Annotated in this window: 22 protein-coding genes and 1 pseudogene; 10 read left to right on the top strand and 13 right to left on the bottom strand. The window is 68.8% G+C overall.

Translation table 11 applies throughout. From position 1 onward, the window contains the following. Window positions 1-304: 304 nt before the first annotated feature. The 11 genes from H5407_RS20910 to H5407_RS20960 form a co-directional block, all read right to left on the bottom strand. Window positions 305-2,626: a carbohydrate binding family 9 domain-containing protein gene (locus H5407_RS20910; protein WP_183106440.1), complete on the bottom strand. Its 2,322-nt coding sequence runs from the start codon at window positions 2,624-2,626 to the stop codon at window positions 305-307. Window positions 2,627-2,773: 147 nt separating this feature from the next. Continuing rightward, a complete protein-coding gene (locus tag H5407_RS20915; protein ID WP_183106441.1) occupies window positions 2,774-3,553 on the bottom strand; it encodes an SDR family oxidoreductase in 780 nt (259 codons plus the stop codon). A 17-nt stretch (window positions 3,554-3,570) separates the two neighbouring features. Continuing rightward, entirely contained in the window at window positions 3,571-4,248 is a 678-nt protein-coding gene (gene lptC, locus H5407_RS20920) for an LPS export ABC transporter periplasmic protein LptC (RefSeq protein WP_183106442.1), read from the bottom strand. A gap of 31 nt (window positions 4,249-4,279) precedes the next feature. Continuing rightward, window positions 4,280-4,885, bottom strand: a complete 606-nt coding sequence (locus H5407_RS20925; protein ID WP_183106443.1) for an HAD family hydrolase — start codon at window positions 4,883-4,885, stop codon at window positions 4,280-4,282. Then, on the bottom strand, window positions 4,886-5,872 hold the full coding sequence (locus tag H5407_RS20930; protein ID WP_183106444.1) for an SIS domain-containing protein: 987 nt from the start codon (window positions 5,870-5,872) through the stop codon (window positions 4,886-4,888). It abuts the gene before it with no gap. A gap of 50 nt (window positions 5,873-5,922) precedes the next feature. Next, the gene (locus H5407_RS20935; RefSeq protein ID WP_183106445.1) at window positions 5,923-6,687 is read right to left on the bottom strand and encodes a hypothetical protein; all 765 of its coding nucleotides are present in this window, start codon (window positions 6,685-6,687) and stop codon (window positions 5,923-5,925) included. Between the two features lie 24 nt (window positions 6,688-6,711). Continuing rightward, on the bottom strand, window positions 6,712-6,927 hold the full coding sequence (locus tag H5407_RS20940) for a hypothetical protein (RefSeq protein WP_183106446.1): 216 nt from the start codon (window positions 6,925-6,927) through the stop codon (window positions 6,712-6,714). 130 nt (window positions 6,928-7,057) lie between these two features. Continuing rightward, entirely contained in the window at window positions 7,058-8,329 is a 1,272-nt protein-coding gene (locus H5407_RS20945) for a Glu/Leu/Phe/Val dehydrogenase (protein WP_183106447.1), read from the bottom strand. Window positions 8,330-8,557: 228 nt separating this feature from the next. Then, entirely contained in the window at window positions 8,558-9,205 is a 648-nt protein-coding gene (locus H5407_RS20950) for a hypothetical protein (protein ID WP_183106448.1), read from the bottom strand. 321 nt (window positions 9,206-9,526) lie between these two features. Continuing rightward, window positions 9,527-9,796 carry a hypothetical protein gene (locus H5407_RS20955; RefSeq protein ID WP_183106449.1) on the bottom strand — a complete coding sequence of 90 codons (270 nt, stop codon included), beginning with the start codon at window positions 9,794-9,796 and terminating at the stop codon, window positions 9,527-9,529. Window positions 9,797-10,433: 637 nt separating this feature from the next. After that, entirely contained in the window at window positions 10,434-10,757 is a 324-nt protein-coding gene (locus H5407_RS20960) for an FtsX-like permease family protein (protein WP_255501372.1), read from the bottom strand. Between the two features lie 317 nt (window positions 10,758-11,074). On the opposite strand from H5407_RS20960, the gene H5407_RS20965 reads away from it, so the two are divergent. Then, complete coding sequence (locus H5407_RS20965; protein ID WP_183106450.1) at window positions 11,075-13,069, top strand: monovalent cation:proton antiporter family protein; 1,995 nt, start codon at window positions 11,075-11,077, stop codon at window positions 13,067-13,069. Here the strand turns inward: H5407_RS20965 and H5407_RS20970 are convergent. Then, window positions 13,055-15,052, bottom strand: a complete 1,998-nt coding sequence (locus H5407_RS20970) for an acyltransferase family protein (RefSeq protein ID WP_183106451.1) — start codon at window positions 15,050-15,052, stop codon at window positions 13,055-13,057. The genes H5407_RS20965 and H5407_RS20970 overlap by 15 nt on opposite strands. Window positions 15,053-15,122: 70 nt before the next feature. Between H5407_RS20970 and H5407_RS20975 the strand changes: the two genes are divergently transcribed. The 7 genes from H5407_RS20975 to H5407_RS21005 all read left to right on the top strand — a co-directional run bounded on the left by H5407_RS20975 (window position 15,123) and on the right by H5407_RS21005 (window position 21,139). Further along, window positions 15,123-15,887 (top strand): histidine phosphatase family protein, encoded by a 765-nt coding sequence (locus tag H5407_RS20975; RefSeq protein WP_183106452.1) that lies wholly within the window; start codon window positions 15,123-15,125, stop codon window positions 15,885-15,887. Continuing rightward, window positions 15,884-16,195, top strand: coding sequence for an EthD family reductase (locus tag H5407_RS20980; RefSeq protein ID WP_183106453.1), 312 nt, complete (start codon window positions 15,884-15,886; stop codon window positions 16,193-16,195). The genes H5407_RS20975 and H5407_RS20980 overlap by 4 nt, the downstream gene beginning before the upstream one ends. A 28-nt stretch (window positions 16,196-16,223) precedes the next feature. Beyond that, window positions 16,224-17,486 (top strand): acyl-CoA dehydrogenase family protein, encoded by a 1,263-nt coding sequence (locus H5407_RS20985; protein WP_183106454.1) that lies wholly within the window; start codon window positions 16,224-16,226, stop codon window positions 17,484-17,486. Window positions 17,487-17,611: 125 nt separating this feature from the next. Beyond that, window positions 17,612-19,168 carry a sensor domain-containing diguanylate cyclase gene (locus H5407_RS20990; RefSeq protein ID WP_183106455.1) on the top strand — a complete coding sequence of 519 codons (1,557 nt, stop codon included), beginning with the start codon at window positions 17,612-17,614 and terminating at the stop codon, window positions 19,166-19,168. Between the two features lie 55 nt (window positions 19,169-19,223). Then, window positions 19,224-19,448, top strand: a complete 225-nt coding sequence (locus tag H5407_RS20995) for a hypothetical protein (RefSeq protein ID WP_183106456.1) — start codon at window positions 19,224-19,226, stop codon at window positions 19,446-19,448. Between the two features lie 188 nt (window positions 19,449-19,636). Then, the gene (locus H5407_RS21000) at window positions 19,637-20,560 is read left to right on the top strand and encodes a hypothetical protein (protein WP_183106457.1); all 924 of its coding nucleotides are present in this window, start codon (window positions 19,637-19,639) and stop codon (window positions 20,558-20,560) included. 33 nt (window positions 20,561-20,593) lie between these two features. Next, the gene (locus H5407_RS21005; protein WP_183106458.1) at window positions 20,594-21,139 is read left to right on the top strand and encodes an adenine phosphoribosyltransferase; all 546 of its coding nucleotides are present in this window, start codon (window positions 20,594-20,596) and stop codon (window positions 21,137-21,139) included. Window positions 21,140-21,161: 22 nt separating this feature from the next. On the opposite strand, the gene H5407_RS21010 is transcribed toward H5407_RS21005, so the two are convergent. Next, on the bottom strand, window positions 21,162-22,676 hold the full coding sequence (locus tag H5407_RS21010) for a cytochrome P450 (RefSeq protein WP_183106459.1): 1,515 nt from the start codon (window positions 22,674-22,676) through the stop codon (window positions 21,162-21,164). A gap of 163 nt (window positions 22,677-22,839) precedes the next feature. On the opposite strand from H5407_RS21010, the pseudogene H5407_RS24485 reads away from it, so the two are divergent. Further along, window positions 22,840-23,052, top strand: a pseudogene (locus H5407_RS24485) (hypothetical protein); the annotation flags it as partial. 82 nt (window positions 23,053-23,134) lie between these two features. Further along, window positions 23,135-23,407, top strand: coding sequence for a dienelactone hydrolase family protein (locus H5407_RS24490; protein WP_310737684.1), 273 nt, complete (start codon window positions 23,135-23,137; stop codon window positions 23,405-23,407). Window positions 23,408-23,475: the final 68 nt, after the last annotated feature.

Consider the following 23,475-nt stretch of genomic DNA (forward strand, 5'->3'; position numbering starts at 1 on the left):
TGGCGGCGGCGGCGGTTACGGCGGTGGCCGTTCCGGCGGCGGCGGTGGCGGCTACGGTGGTGGCGGCGGCGGCGGTTACGGCGGTGGCCGTTCCGGCGGCGGCGGCTACGGCGGTGGCCGTTCCGGCGGCTACTGAGCACCCCGGCAGGGCTGAACCCGTTTCGGCCCCTGCAATGAGAAAAGCACCCTCGACGAGGGTGCTTTTTTTTGGTCTTCACGGAACCACGGGGTGGCGGGGCGCAAGCCGGGCATCGCTCGCCCCAGGGGGGGCGACATTGCAGGGCCGGATGGGTTCGGGGCCGGGTCAGCGGCCGAACACGGCGCTGTACTTGGCGAACCACTCCTTCTGGGTCGCTTCGCCAGGCTGGCGCCGCGTGTGGGTGTAGCCGAGGCTGAATGCGCTGCTGAGGCCGTGGCGGCGCTGGTAGACCAGGGACTGCGTGTGGCCGTGGCGGCGGTCTTCCTCCATGGCACTGTCGGGCACGCGGCTGAGGCCGCGCTGCTGCAGGATCAGGCGCAGGGAATCCTGGGCGCTGAAATGCAGCACGGCCAGGGACTGCCCCAGCCACTCCTGCAGCGAGCGTTGGCGCTGGGGCCCCCGTACATCCGACCAGCCCAGGTGCTGGTTCCACTCCAGGGCCATGTGGGCCGGCAGGTTGAAGCGGAAGTTGGCGTCGATGGCCAGGGTCTGGCCGCGGCCCAGGCGATCCGCTTCCACGTCCAGGCGTCGGCCGAATTCGTAGTCGATGCTGAAGAGGCTGAACCAGGGCGAGGGGTTGAGGATGAAGCCCAGGTTGATCGTGCGCGGCTGGTGCAGCACGCCGGTGGCCGAGGCCCGCTGTGCGTCCAGCCCCAGATGGGCCCAGAACTCGAACTTGCGCGCCGAGGTGAACCAGACGCCCGGCTGCACACGGCGCTCAATGACCTGGCCGGAGGGAATGCCGAATTCGGCGTCGGCCAGCGTGCTGGCCTGGGCCAGCTTCAGCTGCCATTCGAATTCGTAGGCAGGCCAGCTCAGGCCCGTGCCGGGCAGGTTTAGGGTCTGGCTGCCCATGCGGCGGTTGATCTGTGCGGTGAGGCGCTGCACGCCGGTCTGGTTGACGAAGCCGTTGTCGTTGGCGAAGCGCGGGCTCAGGCGTTCCAGGTGGATGGAGTTGGCCCAGTCCTCGCTGCGGTGCCGCCCTTCGACCCAGACATAGCTGCCGTTCTGTGCTGACTGGCGCAGGGGCTGATCCTCGGCGTCAAAGCCCAGGGTGGTGCTGGACAGTAGCACATGGCCGCGAACGCTGGCCTGCTCGCTGAGGTTGCCGTGGAAGTCGCTGCCCAGTACCCAGTTGTGCCGGCCCAGGCCGTAGTCGCGGATGGACACAAGCCCCGCCGCGCCCCATTGCTCGAATTGACGGTGCAGCCGGCCGAAGCTGGCCTGGGAGCTCAGCGGCTGGGGCAGGCGTTCCAGGGTCTCGTAGGCGTTGGAGCGGAAGATCTTGCCTCCGCCCTTGTCGCGCAGGCTGAGGAAGGTTCCCTCGGCCTCGGCGCCGCGCCAGGTGGCGCGCAGGCCCCAGTTCGGATCGGTGATGGCGCGTGAGTAGAAGGCGGCCAGGCCGCGCGCCTGCCCGCTGTCGTCAGGCTGGCCCTTACCTGTCACGTCCTGGCTTTCGAGGAAGAAGGGGCGCTTCTCGGTGAGCTGCAGTGCGAAGCGCGTGTTGCCGGTCAGTTGGGGCACGTCCAGCTCGACCTGGGAAAAGTCGGGGTTCAGGGTGGCGTCCACCACCCAGTCGGCGCGCGGCCGCCACTTGAGCTCCAGGCCCAGGTTGGCGTCGTTCTGCCGCGTCAGGGGCGCACTGGCGCTGCGGTCTTCGTGGCGGCGCAGGGTCAGCTCGGGGCGCAGCTCGACGAAGCTACGCTCGCGCACGGTTTGCACAAGGTCGCCCAGGCCCTCGATGGGCTGAAGCTCGGCGATGTTGTGCAGGGAATCCTGCGTCAACGGGGCCGAGACGAGGAAGACGTTTTCGTCCCGGGGCACGCTGCGCCCCACCATCAGCCGCCAGTCCGCGCCGCCCTGGTAGGGATAGCGCAGGGTGGAGAGCGGCCAACGCAGCTCGATGCTGTAGCCATCCGGCAGGCGCTGGGCCGCGGCCTGCACGTCGAAGTCGGGGGCGAAGTCCTCCACATCGTCCACCGCGGCAATGCTGCCGTCGGCTACCACGCCGTTGGCGCCCACACGCACGAACTGCGCGTTGCGGCGCTGGCCCATGGGGTCGAGGAAGACGACGACATAGTCCTGGTCCCGCTTCACCTGGTCGCGGCGCACCAGCGGTGCGCGGATCTGCTCGGGGTGATCGTCATAGCAGCGGATGCCGATGACCAGGGCGTCCTTGTCGGCGACGAGCTGAACCGTGGTGCGCCAGCGCGCGGGCTTCTTGTCCTGGGGCTGCAGCTGGATGAAGCTGTCATGGACGGGGGCCCGGGTCCAGATGGCCTCGTCGAGGCGGCCGTCGATCTGCGCATGGGCGTGGTCCACGCGCAAGGCCTTGGGCCAGGGCATGTCGGGGAGGTCGGCTCGGGCCTGCGGCACGCCCAGCAGGGCAAGGCAGGCCAGCGCGACCGCGTGGCGTGTTCTGTTCATGGCTCCTCCTTCTCGCGCGCGTTGCTTTTTTGGACGCGAGGCTCCCGTGCCCGTCGGGATTCCATTCGGGCGCGCGGAGTGTAGGAAGCCGGTGCCTGGTGTGCGCCCAAAGGCGAGCATCGGCAGGGGTTGCTTGTGGCGCGGAGCTTACTCGCCCTCTCGGTGTTTACGCGGACGTCCCGCCAGCAAGCGGTCGTACAAGGCATCGGGCAGGAGGCGCAGAACCCGCGCCACCATGCCCATCTGCCACGGAATGACGCGGAATCGGTGACCGGCCTGGATGCTTCGGAACGCCGCTCTGGCAAAGCTGTCAGCAGACATCAGGAAGGGCATGTGATAGCGATTGCGCCGGGTCAGCGGGGTGTCGATGTAGCCCGGCGCGATGGTGCTGACGCGCACACCAAACGGGCGGCATTCGCCCCGCAGGCTCTCGCAATAGCTGATGACGGCGGCCTTGCTGGAGCAGTAGGCCGCGTGCCCCGGCAGGCCGCGGATGCCGGCCACGCTGGCAATGCCCACCAGGCTGCCGCTGCGCCGCGCATTCATGGGCGCGATGAAGGGGTGGAAGGTGGCGGCCAGGCCGATGTTGTTGGTCGCGTAGAGGCGCTGCATCACGGCCAGGTCTTCGTAGATGGCGCTGTCCATGCCCACCGAGATGCCGGCATTGGCGATCACCGCGTCCGGCAGGCCCTGTTCGGCGATGCAGCGCCGGCCGGCCTCGACGATGGACTCGACCTGGCTCACATCCGCGCCATAGATGCGCCAGCGTGCGGGCTCCAGCCCCTGTTCCTGCGCCCAGCGTGCCAGCTCCTCGGTGCGGCGCGCAACAAGGGCCAGGTTCCAGCCCTGGCGGTAGAACTCGAGGGCCATGGCCTGGCCCAGGCCGCTGGAGGCGCCGGTGATGTAGACGAGGGAGGCTTGGCTCATGGGCGGTCAGGCTGAATTCAGGGACGCTTGCGCCGCGGCAGGTAGCTGGCCGTGCTGCGGCCATGGAACTTCAGCTGGCCGCTGAGGTTGTCGTATTCGAAGGACTGCATGCTGAAGCTGCCCTGGCCGGTGCGCAGGGTCACCGGCAGGTGGGAGCTCATCTGCTCGCGCGGCGGATTCAGCTGCAGGAACTCGCCGCTGATCTCCAACTGGGCGGGCTGGGTGTCGGGCTGGGCCTGGGCATAGCGGCGCACCAGCACATCGCCCTGCAGGCGGATCTCGCTGGCGTCGGCATTGCTGAGGGCCTGGCGGGCCTCGGCGATGGTCAGCGTGCCGTCCTTGCCCAGGGCGCGCAGCTCGATGCCGTCGATCTCCAGGGTGTCGGTGTCCGGGTAGTGGCGCATCTCACGGCCGCGGACTTGCAGAGTCAGCGCGCCGTCGGGCGTGAAGCGCTGCAGCTCGAAGCCCTGCATCTGGTAGTCGGGCTCGTGGCGCAGCACCCGCTGCGCATTGCCATCGTCGGGCAGGGGCGTGCTCTTGACCAGCCACCAGGTGAAGGCGGCCAGCAGGGCCAGAATCAACAGGGGCAGGTAGGTGCCGACCAGGTTCTGCAGGCGCCACAGCAGCGGCGGGGCCTCGCGCCGGCGTGCGGGCGCGGGCGGCGGTGCCAGGGGCGTGCTGCTCGTCGCATTCATGGGCGAGCCTCCGTCCGGCCGGCGGCGCGGCTCATGCGGCTTGGCCTCCGTCCAGCGTGCTCAGGTGGCCGTGCAGCAGGCTGGCGTAGCGGCCCTTGGCCATCAGCAGCAGGTCGCAGCACTCGCGCGCGGCGCCGTGGCCGCCGGGGGCGCGGGTCACATGATGGGCGATGGCCAGCACCTCGGCATGGGCCTGTGCGGGCGCGCAGGCAAAGGCGGCGCGGCACAGGAGGGGCAGGTCCGGCCAGTCGTCGCCCATGGCGGCCACCTGGCCCCAGTCCAGGCCCAACTGGGCCAGCAGGGGCTCGGCGACGGCGAGCTTGTCCTTGGCGCCGTAGACGGCATGCTTCAGGCCGAGGTCGGCCACGCGGCGGCGCACGGCGGGGGAGTCCCGGCCGGTGATGATGATGGGCGTGATGCCGCCCTGGTCCAGCAGTTTGAGGCCATGGCCGTCCAGGGTGGAGAAGGCCTTGAAGCTCTCGCCCTCTTCGCCGATGTAGATGCGGCCGTCAGTCAGCACGCCATCGACGTCGAAGATGGCCGCCCGGATCCCCAGGCTCGTGCCTGGGCCGCCGCCCTGGGCCTTCAGCAGCAGTTCGGGCGGGAAACTCAATGCAGGGGTGGTGAGTGCGCGCATTCAGATCACCTTGGCGCTCATCAGGTCGTTGATGTGCACCGCACCGATCAGCCGCTCTTCCTCGGTGACCAGCACCACGGTGATGCGGGCGGCTTCCATCAGGTCGGCGGCGTCAACGGCGAGGTCGTCGGCGCGCACGCTCTTGGGCTTCAGCGACATGACCTCCCCCGCGCGCAGGCTGCGCAGGTCCGTGCCGCGCTCAATCAGGCGGCGCAGGTCGCCGTCGGTGAAGACGCCCTGCACGATCTCGGCCTCGTCGATCACGATGGCCAGGCCCATGCCCTTGGCGGACATCTCGCGCATCATGTCGGTGAAGGGGGTGTCGGGCTCGACGCGCGGCAGGGCCTCGCCGTGGCGCATGAGGTCGCGCACATGGGTCAGCAGCTTGCGGCCCAGGGCCCCGCCCGGGTGCGAGCGGGCGAAGTCCTCGGGGCGGAAGCCGCGGGCATCGAGCAGGGCCACGGCCAGGGCATCGCCCAGGGCCATTTGCGCCGTCGTGGAAGCCGTGGGTGCCAGGTTCAAGGGGCAGGCCTCGACGGCCACGCGGCTGTCCAGCACCAGGCTGGCGTGGCGAGCCAGGCTGGACTCGGCGCGGCCGGTCATGGCGATGATGCAGACGCCCAGGCGCTTGAGCACGGGCAGCACGGCGTTGAGCTCGTCGCTCTCTCCGGAATTCGACAGCGCCAGCACCACGTCCTGCGGCGTCACCATGCCCAGGTCGCCATGGCTGGCCTCGCCGGGGTGCACGAACATCGCGGGGGTGCCGGTGGAGGCCAGGGTGGCGGCGATCTTGCGGCCCACATGGCCGCTCTTGCCCATGCCCATCACAACCACCCGGCCCTTGCAGGCCAGCACGGCCTGGACGGACCGGGCAAAGCTCTCGCCCAGGCGGGGCAGCATGTCAGTGAGGGCCTGGGCCTCGATCTGCAGGGCCTGGCGGGCCATCTCGATGGCGCGCGCTGCGTCGTAGGACTGGGGGGAATTCATGGGCGGCAGTGTAACAACCGGGGTTGCCGGGCCAGGGCCCGCGAGACGCTTCAGGCGGCTTGTTCGGCCAGCTTGATGTACTCGACGTTGAGGGTGATCAGCTCGCTGTAGCGCAGCACGAAATAGTCGCCATCGACGACATAGAAGCGGTCGGTGAAGCGGAGGGGGTTGCCGCCCTCACCGGCGGGGTCAGGCTTGTCGGCGGCCAGAGGGCGGCGCATCACGGCGCGCAGCACCAGGCGGTCCAGCTTGCCTTCGGTGTCGAGGAAGTAGTCGCTCAGCAGGCCGGTGTAGAGATAGCCCTCGCCGGCGACGTTGACGATGGCGCTGACGGCGATGAGGTCGGGCGCCTCGTCGCGGGGAAAGTCGGCGCCGGTCAGGAGGTAGTACCAGGGGGCGCCGGAAAAGCGCAGCCAGGGGCTGAGGCGGGAGTGCTGGCTGTCCAGGCGCCAGTGGCTGATGAGGCGGCGCAGCGCCGTGGGCATCAGGTAGGCGAAGAGCAGCAGACTGCCGATGTAGACGGTGATGGGGCCGGCCATGGCGGCGATGGCCTCCACGGACTGGGCCTGGCGGGCGTTGTCCGAGCCCAGCAGCCGCAGCAGCACTTCGGGCCGGGGCTCGTAGGCCGTCATCAGCCAGGCCAGGCCGCACCACAGCAGGTGCAGGGCCAGGGCCCAGAGCAGGGCTTCACTGACGATCTGTCCGAAGGGGGAGTAGTCCAGCGACTGCCGCTCAATGCGCTTGATGCGCGAGCGGGCGATGAAGCCTGGCAGCAGCAGGGCGAAGACGGCCAGGGTTGGCAGCGCGAAATTCATGCCCGCGAACGGAGGGGGCAGCGCTCAGGCGGCGCGCGGAACGACGACGGGGGTGAGCTTGCGGGTGCGGCCGCCATCGGCCTTGAGCTCGATGACGGTGGCCAGCGGGGACTCGGCGGCGGGGGCGTCCGTCGAGGATTGGGCCGCCTGCGCGGCGATGGCGGACTTGTGCGCCAGATAGTGCCGCAGCTGGCCCTTGGCCAGCGGGTCGGCCAGGACGGCCTTGGCGAGAGGGCTCATCAGCGCTTTCATGCCCGGGATGATGCCACAGCGGCTCCCGGGCCGTGCATGAAAAAGGCCCGCCGGCTGTTGCCTTGGCGGGCCTGGGATGCAGGCCGCCGAGGCAGCCTGGACCACGAGGGTCAGCGCATCAGGGGTAGAGGCCGCGCTCTTCGCGGGCCTGCAGCACGCGGGTGCAGGCCACGGTGAAGGCGGCGGTGCGCAGGGAGATGCGGTGCTTCTCGCTGGTCTCCCAGATGCCTTTGAAGGCGCCGATCATGATCTGGTCCAGGCGGACGTTGATCTCGTCTTCAGTCCAGAAGAAGCTGGAGAAGTCCTGCACCCACTCGAAGTAGGACACGGTCACGCCGCCGGCATTGGCGATCACGTCCGGCACCACGGTGATGCCGCGGTCGGCCAGCACGGCGTCGCCGTCCGGGGTGGTCGGGCCGTTGGCGCCTTCCAGCACGATGCGGGTCGAGAGGCGCTGGGCGCGCTCGGCGCTGATCTGGCCTTCCAGGGCCGCGGGGATCAGCACGTCGGTCTTGACGTCCCAGAAGTTCTCGTTGTCGATCTTGTCGGCACCCTTGAAACCGCCCACGCCGCCGGTCTTGGCCACGTGGTCGAGCAGGTCCGTCATGTCCATGCCCTTTTCGTTCAGGATGGTGCCGGTGTGGTCCTGCACGGCGACGATCTTGGCGCCGTTGGCGGCGAACATCTTCGCGGCCACGGAACCCACGTTGCCGAAGCCCTGCACGGCGATGCGGGCGCCTTCCATGGGCACATTCAGGCGGCGCATGGCTTCACGGCCGATCACGAACACGCCGCGGCCGGTGGCGGCCACGCGGCCCAGCGAGCCGCCCAGGGGGATGGGCTTGCCGGTCACGACGCCGGTGGCGGTGGCGCCGACGTTCATCGAGTACGTGTCCATCATCCAGGCCATGATCTGGCCGTTGGTGTTCACGTCCGGGGCCGGGATGTCCTGCTGCGGGCCGATGATGATGCCGATCTCGCTGGTGTAGCGGCGCGTCACCTTCTCCAGCTCCTTCAGGGACAGGGTCTTGGGGTCCAGGCGGATGCCGCCCTTGGCGCCGCCGTAGGGCAGGTTCACCGCGGCGTTCTTGACCGTCATCCAGGCGGACAGGGCCATCACTTCTTCCAGCGTGACGTCCGGGTGGTAGCGCACGCCGCCCTTGCCGGGGCCGCGGGTCAGGCTGTGCTGCACGCGGTAGCCCTCGTAGTGGGCGATGGTGCCGTTGTCCAGTTCGATGGGGATATCGACGATCAAGGCGCGCTTGGGACGGCGCAGCGTCTCGACCCAGCGGGCCAGGTGGCCCAGATAGGGTTCCACGGCATCGATCTGCGACAGGTAGGTGCCCCAGGGGCTGTTGCGCGTGGGCGAAACAAAGGAGAGGTTGGGCATGTAATGCTCCGTAATCTTTGGCGTGGCGCGAACGGTATCGCGAACCAGGATCGCGCGGCCAGTGATTCCAAAGCCGAGTGCACATGCGCCTATGCGGCGAACGCATAGGTGGTGGAAGTTTGCGCCAAAGGGCCTGTTCGCGCAAATTTTTGCTCAATCCGTCCCTGGTGCTTACCCATACCGCTCTGCTACCAGGGCTGCTGCGAAAACCGGCAGTCCGCCGGCGTCTTAGCCGCCGGCCGCCTTGAGCTGCTGGCGGCGCAGGCGGACCAGGGCGTCGACGACGGCCTGGGCGCGCTGTTCGTCGGCGGGCGAGAGCTGCAAGTCGGCGAACCGAACGGATGTTTGGGGGCTGGCCGACGACGATGTGGCAGCTTTCTGTGCGATTGACACAGTATCTCGGAAAGGTGCCCGAGCAGCGTATTCCGGTGTTTCAAGAACCAATGCGGCAGCCTTGCGTAGCACGTTCAAATCGTCAGCGCTCAGGCCGAAGGTTTCCGGTCTGCCCGCAAGAAGGACTTTTCCCAAGGCGAGCAAGTCTTGGCCGGCCATTGCCCAGTGGCCTAGCTGGCGTGCACTGTCGCCAGACGGGTCCAGCTGTTCCTCATAGGCCCAGTGGACGGCGTCGGGGAGGCCCTGTCCGGCGGCCAGCAGCACCAGCTGTTTCATCAACGCCGGGCCCGTGGCACCGGCGGTCTGACAGAAGGCGTCAACCCGGGCGCGATCCGCCGGGTCGGTGTCAGGCAGCAACTGGGCTAGTTGAGCAGACTGCCCCCGTCGTTCAAAGTCGGCCCGCAGTTCCTGGAAATACTGGCACCGCGACATCTCCCGAGCTACCTCGAACGCCCGCACTGCCTTTCCAGCCTGCAGGGCCAACTGGGCCTCCGTTTGCAGGCCGCCAGGAAATTGGCGAACAAGAGCAGCGTAGCGGCGGGGGTCCGGCCGCCCCCTTTCAGCTAGAGCTTTAGTGGCGACTGGAGGTTCTTGCTTTTGCGAGGCCCCGGGTGAAGAGCCGGCACCTAACGTCTTAGCAGGAGTCTCGGCAATCGAAGGGGGATAAGCCGGAGGAGGGGAATCGCCAAAATATCGCGCAGGTTTCACCAAATCAGCGTCCTGCGTCGAAGTGATGAGAATACCTGCGACGCCTAACGCAAGGAAAGCCCCCAGGACGCCATTCCTCAATAGTGCAGCCACTTTTTATCCCTTATCGGCGGCAGCCAAACATGCATTGCGCACCTTCCTGCGTTCATCGACTTCGCGATTTCTGGTGTCGCTTGCCATAGTGATGCAATCCTTGCCGAATGGTCGCCCTAGTTCTTCGATGACTGAGCCAATGCGATCAAATTCAACCTCTAGTGATCCATTTCCAACTTTTATCTTAAGTTGGGCTAAATTGCCGCACAAGACGGTGACCCGATTGTTGTAGTTGTTTGCAATGTGCGCTAAGTCTGACTCATAGTCAGCCATGCATTGAGCCCGGGCTAAGGCACGTGCCTTTTCCCTCGCGCTTTCGCTTCCGACGCCGCCGGATCCGCCAAAGTTATCCGACGGCAAATTTGGGATCACTCCACTGCCTCCATCGCCACCACTGGGGCCATCTACTTCTACCGTGCATTCTTCTTCTCCGTCAGGGCGACGGGGGCACCCGCTTCCACCATTATTTATCAACGCGGCAGTCTGTCCTGCACCCGGCTTGGCTGGTATGGCAATCGGCTTGCTAACCGGCGACGCTGGCGGTTTGACGGGGATAGGTGACTGAGCCTGCGCAGGTCCTTGAGTGCAAATCCAAGCTGCGCAAATGAGCGCAAAAGTTGTCTTCAATTTAATCTCCCTATTGACATGCCCCTATTCACACTTCTTTTGGGGGCGAATTCAGCACTGCCGAATGCTTGTCGGTCGATGTGCTGAGTGATACTGCGAGCGGGAGTCTAAGTTTGGATGGTGGTCACGTGCCTGTAAGCACTGACAGGGGGTGGGCGTTAGGTCATCAATAGTGCGGATGGTCTCTACCTCGATGCTGGGTCAATCTACTGTCAGTAATCGAGAGTTGCTTGCGCTTATCTAAGCACGAAATGGCATGGCTTTGCATTTCTGAAAATCGCCCTCAATCCTGCCGCAGACACTCGATCGGCAGCAGCTTGGACGCCCGCCGAGCCGGGTAGTAGCCGAAGAACAGGCCCACCAGGCTGGCGAAGCCCACGGCCACGATCACATGCTGGGTCGAGAGGCTCACCACGACCTTGTCCAGCGCGTTGATGCCCAGGGCGCCCAGCGCGGCCAGGCCCAGGCCGATGAGGCCGCCGATCAGGCACAGCACCACGGACTCGCCCAGGAACTGCCACAGCACGTCCCGCAGCTTGGCGCCGATGGCCATGCGGATGCCGATCTCGCGCACCCGCTCCGAGACGCTCGCCAGCATCATGTTCATGATGCCGATGCCGCCCACCAGTAGCGAGATCGCCCCGATCACGCCCAGGCCCACCGAGATGCCGCGGGCTTTGGCGCTGCCGGTCTCGGCGATGCTGGCGAGGTCGGTGATCGCGAAGTCGTCCTGCTTGTCACCGGTGATGTGGTGGCGGTCGCGCAGCAGCTCCTCGGCGTCCTGAAGGGCATCTCTAAAGACGACCCCGCCCGGTGGCTGCTAACAAAAGTGGTAGGTGCGGGCTGGCGGCGGACGCCGCAGGCAGGGGCGGCGCCTGCGTGGTTTCGCGCAGAGGTCGGCAGGGCAGGCATTACCATCGTCGGATGAGTTCGCTGGACCTTGCCTTGCTGTATCTGGTGGCCGCAGTGCTGGGCGTGGTCGCCTGCCGATCCCTCAAGCTGCCGCCCATGCTGGGCTACCTGACCGTGGGCGTGCTGATCGGGCCCAATGCGATGGCCCTGTCCGCCGATTCCGAAGGGGTGCGCTACCTGGCCGAATTCGGCGTGGTCTTCCTGATGTTCGTGATCGGGCTGGAGTTCAACCTGCCCAAGCTGCGCAGCATGCGCGCTCTCGTGTTCGGCCTGGGCATGCTGCAGGTGCTCATCACCATCCTGGGCACCATCGCCGGGAACCTGATGCTGGACCATCTCTTCGGTTGGCTGGGCATCCGCTGGGACCTCGGCTGGGAGGGCGCCCTGATGCTGGGCGCCGCCATGGCCATGAGCTCCACCGCCATCGTTGTGAAGCTCATGGCCGAGCGCCTGGAGCTTGAGAGCGAGCATGGCCGCCGCGTGATGGGCGTGCTGCTGTTCCAGGATCTGGCAGTGGTGCCGCTGCTGGTGCTGATCCCCGCGCTCAAGAGCGACGGCGGCACCATGGCCGTCTCCCTGGCCTGGGCGGGCCTGAAGGCTGCGGCCGTGCTGGCCGTGCTGCTGGCGGGCGGGCAGAAGGCCATGCGCTGGTGGCTGACTCTGGTGGCGCGGCGCAAGAGCGAGGAACTCTTCATGCTCAACCTCCTGCTCGTGACCCTGGGCCTGGCCTGGGTGACTGAGCATGCGGGCCTGTCACTCGCGCTGGGGGCCTTCGTGGCCGGCATGCTGATCGCCGAGACCGAATACAAGCACCAGGTGGAGACCGACATCCGCCCCTTCCACGACGTGCTGCTGGGCCTGTTCTTCATCACCATCGGCATGAAGCTGGATTGGCGCCCGGTGGTGTCACAGTGGCCGCTGGTGGTGCTGCTGACCCTGCTGCCGCTGGTGGCCAAGGCCACGGTGATCGCGGTGCTGGCCAAGCTCTTTCGCGCGCCCACGGGCGTGGCCATCCGCACGGGCCTGTACCTGGCGCAGGCGGGCGAGTTCGGTTTCGTGCTGCTGAGCCTGGGTGCGCAGCATCAGCTGATCGCGCCGCAGTGGGTGAGCCCGGTGCTGGCCTCCATGGTCATCTCCATGCTGGCCACCCCGCTGATCGTGATGTACAGCAACCGCATCGTGATGAAGCTCTCTTCCAGCGACTGGCTGCTGCAGTCCGTGCAGCTGACCACCATCGCCAAGAAGTCCATCAAGGCCGATGCCCACGTCATCATCTGCGGCTACGGCCGCAGCGGCCAGAATCTGGCTCGGCTGCTGGAGACAGAGCACATCCCCTACATGGCCCTGGACCTGGACCCCGACCGCGTGCGCCAGGCCGCGGCGGCAGGCCAGAGTGTGGTCTTCGGCGACGCGGCCAAGGTGCAGAGCCTGATGGCCGCCGGCCTGGCCCGGGCCAGCGCGGTGGTGATCAGCTACCACGACACCCCCTCGGCCCTGAAGATCCTGCAGCTGGTGCGCGAGCATGCCGCCCACGTGCCGGTGGTGGTGCGCACCATCGACGACAGCGACCTGGAAAAGCTGCGCGCCGCCGGTGCCACCGAGGTGGTGCCCGAGGCCATCGAGGGCTCGCTGATGCTGGCCAGCCATGCGCTGGCGCTCGTGGGCGTGCCCATGCGCCGCGTGATCCGCCTGACCCGCGACGCTCGTGATGCCCGCTACAGCCTGTTGCGCGGCTACTTCCATGGCGCCGACGACGACAGCGCCGAGGAACGCGAACAGGCCCGCCTGCGCCCCGTCACCCTGCCGACGGCCACGCCTTATGCCGGTGAACCCCTGGGCGACCTGGCCCTGGAGGCTGTGGGCGTGCATGTGGTCTCGGTGCGGCGTGCCGGTGGTGCGGTGCGGCCGGCCCAGGACGGCCTGGAGCTGCAGGGGGGAGACACGCTGGTGCTGTCCGGCACGCCGGAGGCCCTGGCCCTGGCCGAAGAGAAGCTACTGCGCGGCTGAGGCCGCCGGCCATGCGAGGCGGGGCAGCAGCCAGACCGATCCGGCCTCACTGAGGTGGCCCTGGTCGCGGTAGAGCATCACCCCGCCCCGCATCACGTCGCAGCGCCCGTCCCGGCACAGCAGCGGCTCGAAGCGCAGCACTGGCAGCACGGCCCCGGCCTGCTGCAGCCAGGACTGGACGGCCTCGTCGCTGGCGTCGCGGTGCGCGCCATCGATGCGGCAGTCCAGCGTGGCGCCCAGGGTCCAGCGGCCCAGGGCCCGGCGCTCCAGGCAGGCCGGGACGTTGAAGCCGGCCCGCGGCGGCGGCGCGACCAGCATCACCTGCCGGCCCATGGCCCGCAGGCGCTGCACGGTGCGCCGCAGATCGTCCAGCAGGGCCTGGTGCAACCCGGCCTCGTCCAGGGGCTGCTCGGACAGCAGGCCCTGCGGCGTAAGCCGGCGGGGGCTGTACTGGCGCCTGTCCAGGTATTGCGTCAACAGGCTGGACAGCAGCACCGTGCGCACCTCCGGGTGCCCTGCCAGCCATTCCAGCACGGCCGCGTTGAAGGCATGGCACTGCGCCACCCAGCGCGGGGCGAAGGTCGCGCCCGGCGCCGCCTCGGGCTTGTAGGGCCCGAGGCCGGGGAAGGGACCGCAGGAGGACTTGGTGGCCTGGATCAGGCCCGGCGCACCCTGCGCCTCCAGGTGGTGGGCAAGACCTGGCACCAGGTGCATGGCATAGGAATCGCCCCAGACCATCCAGCGGGGTTGTGCGCCCTGCTGGCATTCCGGCCGGGGGGCATAGGGGCGCTCGGCATCGCAGAGGGCGGAGAAGCCGTAGTTGGGCCGGGTGAGGCGGGCGAAGTCATGGCCCTCGGGCGCCTGTACCCAGCGCTGGCTGAGGCCGGGCAGCAGGGCCAGGGACAGGCTGCCAAGGACCAGGGCGACCCAGGCCGGCCGCCCCCGCAACCGTGCCTTGCCGGGCAGCTCCACAAAGCGGTGCAGCAGCCAGGCCAGGGGCAGGGCGGCGCCCAGCGCGGCCAGGCGCCAGGCCGTCAGTTCCGGCGGCGACTCCTTGCCGGTGCCGACCCAGGCGTTGTGCACCGCCGCCATCAGTGGCCAGTGCACGAGGTACAGCGAATAGCTGCGGTCCCCCAGCCAGACCAGGGGGCGCAGGCCGCGCGGTGCCGCCTCTGGGCCGGCCGGATGCTGCACCAGCAGGGCCGTGGCCAGGCAGACGCACAGGGCCAGCGGCCCGGGATGCGGCCAGCCGGGCAGGTCCAGCAAGGGCAGCACCAGCAGGGCGATCGCAGACCCCGTGCGCAGGGCGGCGGGCACGGGCCAGGGCCGCGGATGCAGCGCCACCAGGGAGCCCAGGCCCAGCTCCCAGGCGCGGCTGGGCAGGGCATAGAAGGCCAGGTTCGCGTCGCGCGTGAGCCAGCGCACGCACAGAGCCAGGCTGGCCAGGCACAGCAGGCCCACCACCAGGCGCCGCCAGCGCGGTGGGCTGAGCCACAGCAGGGCGGGCAGCAGCAGGTAGTACTGCTCTTCCAGGGACAGGGACCAGAAGTGAAGCAGGGGCTTGAGTTCGGCCGCGCCCTGGAAGTAGCCGCTCTGCTGCCACAGCACCCAGTTGCTGGCGAAGAGCAGGGCGCCGCGGGCCTGCGCGGCCAGGTCCAGCTGCTCGCGGGCATTCAGCAGCCAGGGGCTGGCCAGCAGGGTCAGCGCCAGCGTGACATAGGCCGCGGGCAGCAGCCGGCGGGCGCGCCGGGCGTAGAAGTCCCGGAAGCTGAAGCGGCGGGCCAGCAGGGCGCGCTGCACCAGGCCCGTGATCAGATAGCCGGAGATGACGAAGAACACATCCACGCCCAGGTAGCCTCCGGCAATGCCGGGCAGCTGGGCGTGGTGCAGCAGCACCCAGGCGACGGCCAGGCCGCGCAGGGCTTGGATGTCCCAGCGAAGGGGCTCGGCTGTCGCCAAGGAGACGGGGTGGGAGGGCGTCATGTCGCGCCGCATTGTCGGGCCTGCCGCCTGCGCGACAGCCGGCCCCGCGGTGCTGAGCCACACTGCGCGCATGTCCCGACCTCCGAGCACTGCCGGCCGTCGCCGGCGCCTCTACCTGATGCGCCATGGCGAGGTCTGCTATTTCGATGCTGCCAGCGGCCGCCCCGTGCTGCCCGAGCAGGTGAGCCTCACCGCCCATGGCCGGGCCCAGGCTGATGCGGCCGGTGCCTACCTGCGCGAGCAGGGCGTGCGCCTGGACCGCGCCATCATCTCCGGCCTGCCGCGCACTGCGCAGACGGCGGCCCTGGTGCTGCAGGCCTCTGGGCACGAGGCGCTGCGGCCCGAGGTCTGGCCCGCGTGGGAAGAGATCCGCGGCGGCCGGCTTTCGGCCCTTGCGCCGTCCGGGCTGCGCCAGGCCTTTTGCGGACTGCACCAGGGGCAGGTGCCCGAGGCGCAGCGCTTCCTGGGCGGCGAGTCGGTGGGCGAGTTGCTCGACCGTGTCCTGCCGGCCCTGCAGCGCCTGCGCGCCGACCCGCACTGGGACAGCGCCCTGCTGGTGCTGCATGGCGTGGTCAACGCGGCGCTGCTGTCCCATGCCCTCAGCGGTGGCCAGCGCCTGCTCTACGGCAGCCTGATGCAGAGCCCGGCCTGCCTCAATGTGCTCGATGTCGGCGAGGCGCCCGGCGACTGGGTGCTGCGCGCGCTGAACATCGCGCCGCTGGATGGCCTGCGCCATGAGGACCGCCTGACCACCATGGAGCATCTGCTGGACCAATACCTGCACTACCTGGACTTCCGCCAGGGCAGGCCTGCACAGGAAAAGGAAAGATCATGATTCGAGTGATGGGGCTCTACCACTGGGCCGAAGGCGCCCGCTTCGACGCAGCCTGCTATGCCCAGGAGCATGCCGCGCTGGCCCGGCGCCTGCTGACGCCGCTGGGCCTGCAGCGTCTGGAGCTGGCCCGCTTCCTCGGCTCAGGAACGCCCCGGCCCGGCGAGCTGATCGCCGCCACCTTTGCCGACTTCGCCGACCTCGCCAGCGCGCAGGCCGCCTTGGCCGCAGCCGGCCCCGAGCTGGCTGCGCATGTGAGTCGCTATTCCAGCCTGCAGCCGCAGATCCGCCTGTGCGAGCTGCTGGCCTGAGTCTTCCAGACTTACCCAAGGACCCGCCATGAACTTCGACTACAGCCCCAAGGTCCAGGCCTATCGCGAGCGCCTGCTGGCTTTCTTTGAACAGCACATCTACCCCAACGAACGCCGCTTCCACGAAGAGGTGGAGGCCAACCGGCGCGCCGGCAACGCCTGGGTGCCCACGCGCCTCATCGAGGAACTCAAGCCCCTGGCCCGGGCGGCCGGCTTGTGGAACCTCTTCCTGCCGCAGTCGGTCCGCGCGCCGGAGGGCCTGTCCAACCTCGAGTACGCGCCGCTGTGCGAGATCATGGGCCGCGTGTCCTGGGCGCCGGAAGTCTTCAACTGCGCCGCGCCCGACACCGGCAATATGGAGACCCTCGAGCGCTACGGCACCGAGGCCCAGAAGGACCGCTGGCTGGAGCCCCTGCTGCGCGGCGAGATCCGCTCGGCCTTTCTGATGACCGAGCCCGAGGTGGCCTCGTCGGACGCCACCAACATCCAGTGTCGCATCGAGCGCCAGGGCGACGACTACGTGATCAACGGCACCAAGTGGTGGTCTAGCGGCGCCGGCGATCCGCGCTGCGCCCTCTACATCGTGATGGGCAAGACCAATCCGGACGCCGGCCGCCACGAGCAGCAGTCCATGGTGCTGGTACCGGCGGATGCCCCGGGCGTCACCGTCAAGCGCGCCCTGCCGGTCTTTGGCTATGACGACGCGCCGCACGGCCACATGGAGATCGAACTGAAGGACGTGCGCGTGCCCGCCTCCAACATCCTGCTGGGCGAGGGCCGCGGCTTCGAGATCGCCCAGGGCCGCCTGGGCCCAGGCCGCATCCACCATTGCATGCGCTCCATCGGCGCGGCCGAGCGTGCGCTGGAGCTGATGTGCCAGCGTGCCATCGCCCGCGTGGCTTTCGGCAAGACCTTGGCGCAGCAGACCGTGACGCAGGAGCGCATCGCCGAGGCCCGCTGCCTGATCGAGCAGTCGCGCCTCCTGACGCTCAAGGCCGCCTACATGATGGACACCGTGGGCAACAAGGTCGCCAAGGCCGAGATCGCCATGATCAAGATCGTCGCGCCGAACATGGCGCTGAAGGTGATCGACTGGGCCATCCAGGTCCACGGTGGCATGGGCGTCTCCGATGACACGCCGCTGGCCCTGATGTGGGCCCATCAGCGCACTCTGCGCTTCGCGGACGGCCCCGACGAGGTGCACCGCAATGCCCTGGCCAAGCTGGAGCTGGCCCGGCACATGAAGGTCCCAGCCGACAAGGTGGCGATGCCTGTGACGCGCGGCGCCTGAAGGCCATCCCCCTAAGGTTGGGGGTTCGGTCGGGACTTGCCCATCTGGGCAGAGGCAGGGCTTGTCCCTAGGATGCCGGCTTTGTCCGGCCCCGCCCGGTCTTGCACCGGGACTCCCCACGCCTCATGTCCAGCCAGCCCGCCACCGCCACCCTGCGTCGCCGCCGCCAGAGCCTGCGCTGGCATGCCGCCCTGCGCGGCACGCAGGATCTGTTGCTGAAGAAGGGCATGGCCGTGCTGCTGCTGGCCTGCCTGCTGATGCAGCTGGGCTGCTTCGCCGGCGGGCTGAATGCGCAGTCCCAGGGCGAGTCGGTGCTGGGCTGGGCCATCGCCGCCATGGTGCCGGGCCTGCTGGCGGCTGTGCTGGGCTTGCTGATGCTGGCCCAGGGGCGCCACCAGATCCAGCGCGCCTATGACCAGCTGGAGGAGGCCATCGATGCGCTGCCCGCCAGCGTCGAGATCTTCGATGCCGACGACCGCCTGGTCGCCTACAACCGCAAGCTGATCGAGATCTACCCGCACATGTGGGGCGCCTTCGACCGCGGCGCCAGCTTCAAGGAGATGGCGCGGGCCTCGGCCTACAGCGGCGGCGTTCCCGAGGCCCGCGGCCGCGAGGAGGCCTGGCTGGCCGAGCGCCTGGCCCAGCGCGGCCAGCAGGTCGAGCCCCTGCTGCAGCGCGTGCATGACAACAAGTGGCTGCGCATCCATGAGCAGCGCACGGCCTCCGGCGGCATCGTGGGCGTGCGCATGGACGTGAGCGACCTGGTCCAGGAGCAGCAGCGCCTGGCCGCGAGCCAGGCCCATCTGCAGGCCGTGATCCAGGCCGCGCGCAATGCCATCATCACCCTGGACACCGACGGCCACATGCTCGAAGTGAACCCGGCCTGCGAGGCCCTGTTCGGCTACACGGCCGGCGAGCTGCAGGGCGCGCACCTGAGCATGGTGCTGGACAGCGGCGAGCGCGGCGACTCCCGCCTGCAGCCCCAGCTGCTGCTGGGGCGCCAGCACGAGCTGAACGGCCGCCACCGCGGCGGCACCGGACTGGCCCTGCAGCTCAATGTGGCCGAGGTGAAGACGGCCACCACCCATCTCTTCGTCTGCATCATCGCGGACTTCACCGAACGCAAGCGTCAGGAGCTGCGTCTGCGCCATGCCAACGAGCTGCTGGCCCGCCAGACCACCACCGACGGCCTGACCCGCGTCGGCAACCGCCGCCTCTTCGACGAGCTGCTGCGCCAGGCCTGGCAGCGCAGCCAGCAGCAGCAGCAGCCCGTCTCGCTGTTGCTGCTGGATATCGACCACTTCAAGCAGTACAACGACTGCCACGGCCACGTCGCGGGCGACGACTGCCTGCGCCGCGTGGCCAGCTTGCTGCAGTCCTGTGTCAATGAGGCCGTTCTGTGCCGCTACGGCGGCGAGGAGTTCGCGGTGCTGCTGGAGGAGGTGGACGCCAGCGAGGCCCGCCAGATCGCCCAGCGCTGCCTGGACAGCCTGCGCCTGGCCGCCATCCCCCACCGTGCCAGCCCCCTGCGCGGCGGCGTGACCCTCAGCATCGGCCATGCCACCCGCGTCGCGCAGGCTGGCGAGGACGGCGGCCTGCTGGTCGAGCTGGCGGATGCAGCGCTGTATGCGGCCAAGCGCAATGGGCGGGCGCGGCTGGTCAGTGATGGCAAGGCGGCGTAACGGGAGGTCATTTGGTGAGTTAGCATTCCTGCCTGAATTCGTTCTGGAAGGAACAATGAAAATGCTGATTTCGATGGCCATGCTGGCCACGTTCGCCTCCATGGCTGCGGCAAGTCCTGACTGCACCCACGCCATCCCGCAACTTGCGGGAGGCGCGGGCAAGGAAGAGGCGCCCTCGGCCGCCGGGCCGCGCCAGCAGGTCATGCTCGGCTGTGATCCGGGTGCCACCAGTCTGTTGCTTCCGGGTGTTGGTGTGCTCAGCTGGCTCGAGGTGAAGTGACTTATTCGAGTAGCAAGATCGTGTTCATCGGAAACAGAGCGGGAGACCGCTGGAGTGGTGGTATCTCCTTGGAAACTGCCGCCCCTGGCATGTATGGCTCCTGCCATGCGGGCAACGAAGCATCGGTGATCGACTCGCGCTACAAGTGTGGAGATATCGCCCAGAGCTGCCGTGGGCTTTGACAGGCGATGAGCATGCCTGCGGTGAAATTCACGCTTGCTGGAGCGCTGGTGGCGGTCGTCTTGCTGACCGTCTGGCGGCAGTGGGGGGGCTTTGCGCCCTTGCAGTCGCCCTCTGCGCAGCATGCCGACTGGCCTGCCGCCGCCCAAGCGGACAGCCGGTCTCTGAGCAAGGTGACCACGGTCGGGGCGATGCCGGCCAGTGCGGCTGCATCCGCTGAGGCGCAGCCTCCCAAGCCGTCCGGCCTGGGGCAGCGTACCGCGCAGGGACTCATCGCAGGTGAGGTCGGGGCCGAAGGCATTGCGCCCCACCTGCAGCGCCTGATTGATGGCGGGGAGGACTGGCAACTGTTCAGTGCCTTGCGCGTTCTGGGGGACTGTCGACGCGCGGCCAGTGAGTTGCAGATGATGCACACCCTGATGGAGCGCGCACCGGGGTACAGCAAGGGGCAATCGATGCTTGATCGGGCCCGGGCCAACCATCATGCCTGCCAATCCATTCCGTCTGCCCTGTGGGCGCAAGAGTCGGCCCTGTACCGTCGCGTGATCTCTCATGGCATGCCTGGGGCTGCGCCCGGCTATCTGGAGATGCTGCTGGCAAGCGGGGCGTCGCCGCCGGCCGAGACGTTGCAGGAAGCACGGGCCTGGGTCTACGCTGAAGCCGTGAAGGGCGGCATCCTCGCGATTCGCATGGCCGCGGATGGCGATGCATCCAATCCAGCCCTGTCCGCTGTAGAGCAACGCGCCATGTGGCATGTGCTGCAGGTACGGCAGCCCCCGGATGGTTACGGCGGCAAGGAAGCCACCATCGCCGTTTACGACCAGCGCTTCCACCAACGCTGGCCCCAGTTCAGCCTGGCTGACGAGCAGAAGGCCGAGGCGCGTGCTCGTGAGTTGCTGGCGGGCATGCCACCCCTTCCCGGCAGCAAGTAGAGCGCCGCCGCAGGCCTAGGCACAATCCGGCCCATGAGCCTCAGCGACCTCGACTTCATCCGCCAGCAGATCCGCACCGTGCCCGACTGGCCCAGCCCCGGTGTGCAGTTCCGGGACATCACGCCCCTGCTGTCCAGCCCCAAGGCCTTCCGGGTGCTGATCGACCAGTTCGTGCATCGCTACTTCGATGCCCGCCCCACGGCCATCGCGGGCCTGGATGCGCGGGGCTTCATCATCGGCTCGGTGCTGGCCTATGAGCTCAACATCGGCTTCGTGCCCATCCGCAAGAAGGGCAAGCTGCCCTTCACGACGGTGCAGGAGAGCTACGAGCTGGAGTACGGCAGCGCCACGGTGGAGATCCACACCGATGCCGTCGGCCCGCAGGACCGCGTGGTCCTGATCGACGACCTCATCGCCACCGGCGGCACCATGCTGGCCGGCTTGCGCCTGCTGCAGCGCCTGGGCGCCGAGGTGATCGAGGGCGCGGCCATCGTGGACCTGCCGGAGCTGGGCGGCTCCGACCGCATCCGCGCGGCGGGGCTGCCCCTGCACACGCTGGTGAGCTTCGAGGGGCACTGAGCAGCCCCCCCGCGCGCGGCGCTCAGGCCGTGGCCCCGCGCAGCCTCCAGCGTAGGTCCAGCGTGGCGGGTCGCAGCGTCACCTCCATCACCTCTTCCGGCAGCGGCACCTGGGTGGGCAGCAGGTCCAAGACCGGGGCCATCAGGGCCAGCAGGGTCTTCATCTGCAGCAGGGCGGCATAGCGACCCGGGCAGGTGCGGGCGCCCGCACCGAAGGGCATGGACGATGCGCAGGGCGCCTGCCCATCCAGGGTCAGCCAGCGCTCCGGGCGGAAGTCGTGGCGGTCTTCGGGCCCCTGCCGCAGGGCGCTGTAGCGGTTGAGGGTCATCAGCCCTGCGCCCTTGGGCACCAGCACGCCGCCCACCACCTGGTCCTCGGCCGACTGGAACATCAGCAGGCTGATCACCGGCTTCAGGCGTTGCGACTCCTGGATCAAGGCCTCGGCATAAGGCAGTCGGCGCAGGCTGTCGTAGTCGGGCCCCTCGGGCGGGCAGGCCTGGGCGATCTCGGTCTGCAGCTGCTGCCAGGCGCCCGGGTGGCGGCTGGCCAGGCTCATCAGCCAGGCCAGGGAATGGGCGCTGGTGTCCTCACCGGCGAAGACCAGCTCGGTGAGCAGGCGCACCAGCTGTTCGTCCGTCAGCTCGACGGGCCGCTCGCCGGCCTCGGGCCGGGCCTGGGCGATCAGCAGGGCGTCCAGCAGATGGCGCGGCGCGGCCTCGGGCTGGGCGGCGCGGTGGGCTCGGGCCTGCTCGATGATGGGCAGAAGCGCCTGGCGCACGCGGGTGATGGCGGCATCCACGGCGCGCTCGGGGGCGGTCTTGAACCAGCGCCACAGCGGCACCGTCGCGTTGATTCGGCGCCAGACCTGGCCGATCAGGAATTCGATGTCGGCCTGCAGCTGCAGGCTGCCGGCGCCGGCCTGAGCCTGGCCCGGGGCGGTGCCTGCGCCCAGGTCCACGCCCATGGCCAGGGCCACGCCCACCTCCAGCGAGAAGCGCGGCAGGTCGCGCGCCAGGTCCGGCTGCCGGCCGGCCTGCAGAGCCCGCACCCAGCGCTCTCGCCAGCGCTGTCCGATGGTCAGCATGCGGGGGTGGAAGCCGCGCAGCATCTCGGGCGTGAAGGCGCGCACCGTCAGGCGGCGCAGGGCCTGCCAGCGCTCCCCCTCGCTCATGAAGAGGCCGTCCACGCCCAGCTCCTGGCAGACGCGCCGCGTGGTGGGGCTGCGCAGCACGCGCTGCGGGCGCCGCCGCATGACGTCCTGGGCCAGCTGGTGGTCGGCCACGACCAGCACAGGACGCCGGCCCAGCTGCAGGCGGTACAGCGGCCCGTGCGTGCCGGCCCAGTGCTCGAGTTGCTGCTGCAGGCGGCGTCGGTCCAGGATGGGCAGGTGGCCCAGCAGCGGCCAGCCGGGTGGCCCAGCCAGTTCACGCAGCGGCCGGGCCGGGTTGCTGAAGGCACCGGCGGCCGGCATGGGCATGCCGAAGTCAGCCGGACCCGGCCGCGGACCGGGCTCCGTGGCGTCACGGGTGGGTTTCATGTCTCGCTCCCTCGCGCTCCCTCGCGCGCTCTCTGTGTGTGACGCGATGTTAGTAGCGCACCGAGGGAGTGGCCCTAGGGCAGGCCCTCAGGCTGTGAGCAAATGAAAGGACGGACGGGCGCGGGACCGCAGGGCATCAGATGCCGCGCAGCGTCGGCGCTGGATGCATGGCTTTCGCCTGTCCGAGCGCGCTGAAGGGGCCGCGTTTTCACGCTTGGCGACTCGGCGCATCGGTCTTGCGCTGCACAGCCTGGGCGGCGATCCAGGGGACGAGGACAAGGCCCGCGAGCTTTCCGCCAGGCTGGATCCGGTCAAGGTGCGCGCCGACTTCGTGGCCGCGGCCCAGGCGCTCAAGGCCCTGCAGGAGCGCACGGGCGCGCTGGGCGTGGTGGGCTTCTGCTTTGGCGGCACCGTCTCCAACGACCTGGCCGACCCAACTGCCCGCGTTGCGCGCCGCCGTGCCCTTCAATGGTGGCCAGCCGCCGGCGGAGGATGTGCCGCGCATCAAGGCCCGGCTGCTGATCCACTGCGCCGGGCAAGACGAACGGGTCAACGCCGACTGGCCGCGCTGCGAGGCCGCCCTGAAGTCGGCCGACGTGCACTACGAGGTCTATGTCTGCGAAGGCACGCAGCACGGCTTCAACAACGACTCCACGCCGCGCTTCGACCCCAAGGCCGCCGAGCTGGCCTGGTCGCGGACGGTGGCGTTCCTCAGGAGCCGCCTGGCTTGAGACGGCCTCGTCGCCCGGGGTCAGGTCTTGCGCGTCAGCGCGGGGTGGCAGTGTAGGCGGCGTCCGGT

It is taken from the genome of Mitsuaria sp. WAJ17 (genome assembly GCF_014174515.1).
GTDB lineage: Bacteria > Pseudomonadota > Gammaproteobacteria > Burkholderiales > Burkholderiaceae_C > Roseateles_B.

Bases quoted from the DNA above. Each gene is read 5' to 3' on its own strand.
- H5407_RS20955 (WP_183106449.1), bottom strand. From the start codon at position 9,796: ATGGCTGACTATGAGTCAGACTTAGCGCACATTGCAAACAACTACAAC.
- H5407_RS20930 (WP_183106444.1), bottom strand. From the start codon at position 5,872: ATGAATTCCCCCCAGTCCTACGACGCAGCGCGCGCCATCGAGATGGCC.
- H5407_RS20910 (WP_183106440.1), bottom strand. From the start codon at position 2,626: ATGAACAGAACACGCCACGCGGTCGCGCTGGCCTGCCTTGCCCTGCTG.
- H5407_RS20945 (WP_183106447.1), bottom strand. From the start codon at position 8,329: ATGCCCAACCTCTCCTTTGTTTCGCCCACGCGCAACAGCCCCTGGGGC.
- H5407_RS20975 (WP_183106452.1), top strand. From the start codon at position 15,123: ATGTCCCGACCTCCGAGCACTGCCGGCCGTCGCCGGCGCCTCTACCTG.
- H5407_RS20985 (WP_183106454.1), top strand. From the start codon at position 16,224: ATGAACTTCGACTACAGCCCCAAGGTCCAGGCCTATCGCGAGCGCCTG.
- H5407_RS20935 (WP_183106445.1), bottom strand. From the start codon at position 6,687: ATGAATTTCGCGCTGCCAACCCTGGCCGTCTTCGCCCTGCTGCTGCCA.
- H5407_RS20960 (WP_255501372.1), bottom strand. From the start codon at position 10,757: ATGAACATGATGCTGGCGAGCGTCTCGGAGCGGGTGCGCGAGATCGGC.
- H5407_RS21005 (WP_183106458.1), top strand. From the start codon at position 20,594: ATGAGCCTCAGCGACCTCGACTTCATCCGCCAGCAGATCCGCACCGTG.
- lptC (WP_183106442.1), bottom strand. From the start codon at position 4,248: ATGAATGCGACGAGCAGCACGCCCCTGGCACCGCCGCCCGCGCCCGCA.
- H5407_RS20970 (WP_183106451.1), bottom strand. From the start codon at position 15,052: ATGACGCCCTCCCACCCCGTCTCCTTGGCGACAGCCGAGCCCCTTCGC.
- H5407_RS20980 (WP_183106453.1), top strand. From the start codon at position 15,884: ATGATTCGAGTGATGGGGCTCTACCACTGGGCCGAAGGCGCCCGCTTC.
- H5407_RS21000 (WP_183106457.1), top strand. From the start codon at position 19,637: ATGAGCATGCCTGCGGTGAAATTCACGCTTGCTGGAGCGCTGGTGGCG.
- H5407_RS20995 (WP_183106456.1), top strand. From the start codon at position 19,224: ATGAAAATGCTGATTTCGATGGCCATGCTGGCCACGTTCGCCTCCATG.
- H5407_RS20965 (WP_183106450.1), top strand. From the start codon at position 11,075: ATGAGTTCGCTGGACCTTGCCTTGCTGTATCTGGTGGCCGCAGTGCTG.
- H5407_RS20925 (WP_183106443.1), bottom strand. From the start codon at position 4,885: ATGCGCGCACTCACCACCCCTGCATTGAGTTTCCCGCCCGAACTGCTG.
- H5407_RS20940 (WP_183106446.1), bottom strand. From the start codon at position 6,927: ATGAGCCCTCTCGCCAAGGCCGTCCTGGCCGACCCGCTGGCCAAGGGC.
- H5407_RS21010 (WP_183106459.1), bottom strand. From the start codon at position 22,676: ATGAAACCCACCCGTGACGCCACGGAGCCCGGTCCGCGGCCGGGTCCG.
- H5407_RS20990 (WP_183106455.1), top strand. From the start codon at position 17,612: ATGTCCAGCCAGCCCGCCACCGCCACCCTGCGTCGCCGCCGCCAGAGC.
- H5407_RS20915 (WP_183106441.1), bottom strand. From the start codon at position 3,553: ATGAGCCAAGCCTCCCTCGTCTACATCACCGGCGCCTCCAGCGGCCTG.